Source organism: Parahaemophilus parainfluenzae (genome assembly GCF_001053575.1).
Taxonomy (GTDB): Bacteria; Pseudomonadota; Gammaproteobacteria; order Enterobacterales; family Pasteurellaceae; genus Haemophilus_D; species Haemophilus_D parainfluenzae_S.
Genome location: NZ_JVSL01000021.1, coordinates 1 through 3,500, shown reverse-complemented (window position 1 = coordinate 3,500; position 3,500 = coordinate 1). Strand labels below are relative to the sequence as shown.

Genomic DNA, 3,500 nt, shown 5'->3' with positions numbered 1-3,500 from the left:
CGTTGGAAATCAAGCTCTTTTTGAACATCATCTTTATTAAAACGATTCTCTAATTTCCCACTTTGGCTTTGTGCACTCTCTGTAGTGATATCTGTTTTTATCGCAGCAATTTCTTCTTGTACCGTTTTGCCTGTACGTTTTAATTGCTCTGCTTCATCTTTAATTATGATATTTTGTGTATTAATACCACTTTTTGTTGTGCTAGATTGACTATCAGAATCTTTACCATAGCCCATGCCATAAGAGAATTGGAGAGACTCCTTGCCTTCAGCCAATTTCTTGGTGTTCTCTTTTCCATCTACTCCTTTAGAATTAACGGTTGTGTTGCCATTTTTATCAGTATAAAGCAGATTACCATCTTTATCCGTGGCTTGTTTTGTACTTTGAGCTGCACCATTTTCACCAAATGGTGTTTCAAAGTTAGCTGACACACTGCCACTTACACCAAAACTGCTGCCACTATAATTTGAGTGATTTTCAATATCTGAATGTGTAATGCTGCCGGTACTAAAATGGTTTTTACCATCTGCTTCTGCCTTTTGGGTAGAGGTAATCAATGCACCTTTAAGATCGGTATGCTTATTAACATTAATATCATAACCTTCATCACCAGCATAAATTCCTGCCTGTTCATTCACACTCGCATGATCAGCATTGATTTTCGATTTATTGAAACTGCCATCCGCAGAAAAACCATATATAAAGTACACTGTGAAAAAAATCTCATCAATTATACGTATTTTTTACTTTTTACTTTCTACTTTGCTATTGTTCTTTGTTTTCATTTTCACAATAATACATGACATGTACATTTCCTTTATATTTCATACATATTTTCTTTCCATTAGCCTCTTTGTACATTTTATTAAGATTATGCCAAGCCTCATCTGAAGAATATGAAAGGCAAGATTGAATAAAAATAGTCATAAAGAATATAACTAAAATTCTCATTACTTCCATCCCCATAGCTAACGCAAGGTGCGTGAACCAAAAATTAACGCACGCTACCTTGCTGATGAATTAATTTTCTTTCTCTAAAAAAAAGCGCGGTCATTTTTCAGATTGTTTTTAAAATTTAAAAACTCCCAAATTTTTGACCGCACTCTATTTAAATAATAAATTCAATGCTTTATAAGTTACATTTTCCCTTATCCCACTTAGGATCTTGATAGCCACATTCAGCGGGAGAAAGATATATATACCCCTTAGTATTCATACATTCATCAAGATTTTTATATCTTTTGTCATTTATTTGATAGTTTTGCGGATAGTAGTGTAGATTTATATCACCATACTTTCCTCCACAAGAAACAAGATCTTTCCATCGTTGTTTTGAGTTTGTATGTCCTAGTAGTTCTTTTTTTTGATACCCTGCAATTAATGGATATTCTTTCCCCTTATCAACACAATTAACCATTTGTGGAGTATAAAAACATCCGTTTGAATACCAACATCCGTTTAATATAAAACAAAGAATAAATAAGGTGTATTTCATTTTATTTACCTCCTATTTTCATCAAAAGTTCAAACATATCTGATGACATTACATCGAATAAAGCAAATAGCGCGGATACCGGAATTACAATAGCAATTGTTACTTAGTAGGCTATTCATTACATATCCCCTTATCCCATTTGGAATTTTTATAACCGCATTCTGCGGGCCAAAATCTTTTATATCCTTTCCTTTCCATACAAGATTGAAATTCTTCGTATTTACCAGTTTTATTAATGTAGTAAAGTTCTTGATCTCCATATTTACTACCACAGCTAACAGCATCTTTCCAACGCTGTTGCTGATCAGTTTTACCTATACTATAAGGCTTTTGATAATGAGCTATTGATGAGAACACTTCTCCTTTTTTATAGCAATTACTTGAGACAACCTGAATGATTGGTCTAAAACATTCACCCTCAAAAGAATATAAACAACCACTTATCAAAAACACTGACATAATTAATAAGATTATTTTCATATTAATTACCTCCTAATTTAAAAAGTACTTCCATCATATCCGAACTAATTAGATCAGATACAGCAAATGGTGCGGAAATAGGAATTGCTATTTCTGTTGTTCGATCTGATAAAAATTGTTGGATATTATTTTTCTGAGAAGTATTACCTTGTTTGTCATACCATCCCCACATTTGTCCACCTAATAGATCGTGAGTACCTGCAAAAGATTCAACCAAATGATCAGAGATATTACCTGGTTTATAAGGAGTGATTACTTTTCCGTCAGAATACCAACCGCCTTCAACGGATTGAAATCCACCTGTAGGACCATATAAGTCTTTTGCCTTTTGATTTTTATTTGGATCTATAGCATCATCCAATGACAATCCATTTTCACCTTTAAATACAACTAACCCATCTGCATTTTTTTCACAGGAACCGACTCCTTGAGTACAAATTGCATTGATATCAATTCGAACACCACCTAATTTTACTCCATCAAAATAACCGCTATCATAACTATCATTACGAAGAATTTTCCCCGTCTTAGCATCTTTAATACCTTTAAATAATCTTGAATTAGCTAAAGTCTCCTCTCTCATCTTCGTCGCGGCTAATTGCAAAGTTCCTTGTGTTATTGCAACATCAGGCGAACCCGATACGATGCCTACCACGGTTTCAAGCAAACGTTTTTGATATTGCAATTTATAAATTTCTCCATAAAGTGCGGTCTTTTCCTCTTCAGTTTTAGCTTCCTTGATTTGTTTTCTCAATTCAGCCTGTTTCGGAAGCGCATAGGCATCAATCATTGAGAAGGCATTTTTACGAAAATCTTGAGTAACTTTCACTTGAATGTTGAGCTCTTTCATCACTTTGTCTTTATCAAAATGATTTTCCAACTTGCCGGAATGCTGCTCTGCATTATCCGTAGTCACATCGGTTTTAATGCTATCTAGCGTCTGCTCAACTGTTTCACCGGTTTTCGCCAGTTGTTCCGCTTGGTCTCTAATTTCAATATTCGCAGTATTAATACCACTTTTTGTCACACTACTTTGACTTTCTTTATCTCGCCCAACACCTAATCCTATTGAGGTTTCTAAAGAATCCCAACCTGTAGCAAGTTGTTTTGCGTTGTCTTTACCCTGCGCATTTTTGGCTTCTGTGGTCAATTCTCCTCGGTCGTTTCTATAAATCGGATTGCCATCATCATCCACCGCCTGTTTACTACTTTGCGCTTGACCCTCTTTCCCAAACGGTGTGTCAAAATTCGCTGCCACACTGCCGCTCACACCAAAGCTTGAACCGCTATAGTTTGAATGGTTTTCAATATCTGAATGTGTAATCGTGCCCGTGCTAAATCGGTTTTTACCCTCATCCTCCGCCTTTTGTGTCGAGGTGATGAGACCGCCTTTTAAATCCGTATGGTTGACGTTGATGTCATACCCCTCATCACCGGCATAAATTCCAGCCTGTTCATTCACGCTTGCATGATCAGCATTAATTTTCGATTTATTGAAACTACCACCTGCGGCAAAACCATAGCC

At 35.7% G+C, this 3,500-nt stretch carries 3 protein-coding genes and 2 pseudogenes; all 5 read right to left on the bottom strand.

Annotated features, from left to right (window positions below):
• Window positions 1–698, bottom strand: a pseudogene (locus tag AC979_RS04325) (filamentous hemagglutinin); the annotation flags it as partial.
• A 67-nt stretch (window positions 699–765) separates the two neighbouring features.
• Window positions 766–966 (bottom strand): hypothetical protein, encoded by a 201-nt coding sequence (locus tag AC979_RS04320; protein WP_049372998.1) that lies wholly within the window; start codon window positions 964–966, stop codon window positions 766–768.
• Between the two features lie 163 nt (window positions 967–1,129).
• The gene (locus AC979_RS04315) at window positions 1,130–1,495 is read right to left on the bottom strand and encodes a hypothetical protein (protein ID WP_032997858.1); all 366 of its coding nucleotides are present in this window, start codon (window positions 1,493–1,495) and stop codon (window positions 1,130–1,132) included.
• Window positions 1,496–1,606: 111 nt separating this feature from the next.
• Window positions 1,607–1,975 carry a hypothetical protein gene (locus tag AC979_RS04310; RefSeq protein WP_049357095.1) on the bottom strand — a complete coding sequence of 123 codons (369 nt, stop codon included), beginning with the start codon at window positions 1,973–1,975 and terminating at the stop codon, window positions 1,607–1,609.
• A gap of 1 nt (window position 1,976) precedes the next feature.
• A pseudogene (locus AC979_RS10525) lies at window positions 1,977–3,500 on the bottom strand (filamentous hemagglutinin); the annotation flags it as partial.

What these genes read in the sequence shown, in the direction of transcription:
- AC979_RS04320 (WP_049372998.1), bottom strand. Translation starts at nt 966, where the DNA reads ATGGGGATGGAAGTAATGAGAATTTTAGTTATATTCTTTATGACTATT.
- AC979_RS04315 (WP_032997858.1), bottom strand. Translation starts at nt 1,495, where the DNA reads ATGAAATACACCTTATTTATTCTTTGTTTTATATTAAACGGATGTTGG.
- AC979_RS04310 (WP_049357095.1), bottom strand. Translation starts at nt 1,975, where the DNA reads ATGAAAATAATCTTATTAATTATGTCAGTGTTTTTGATAAGTGGTTGT.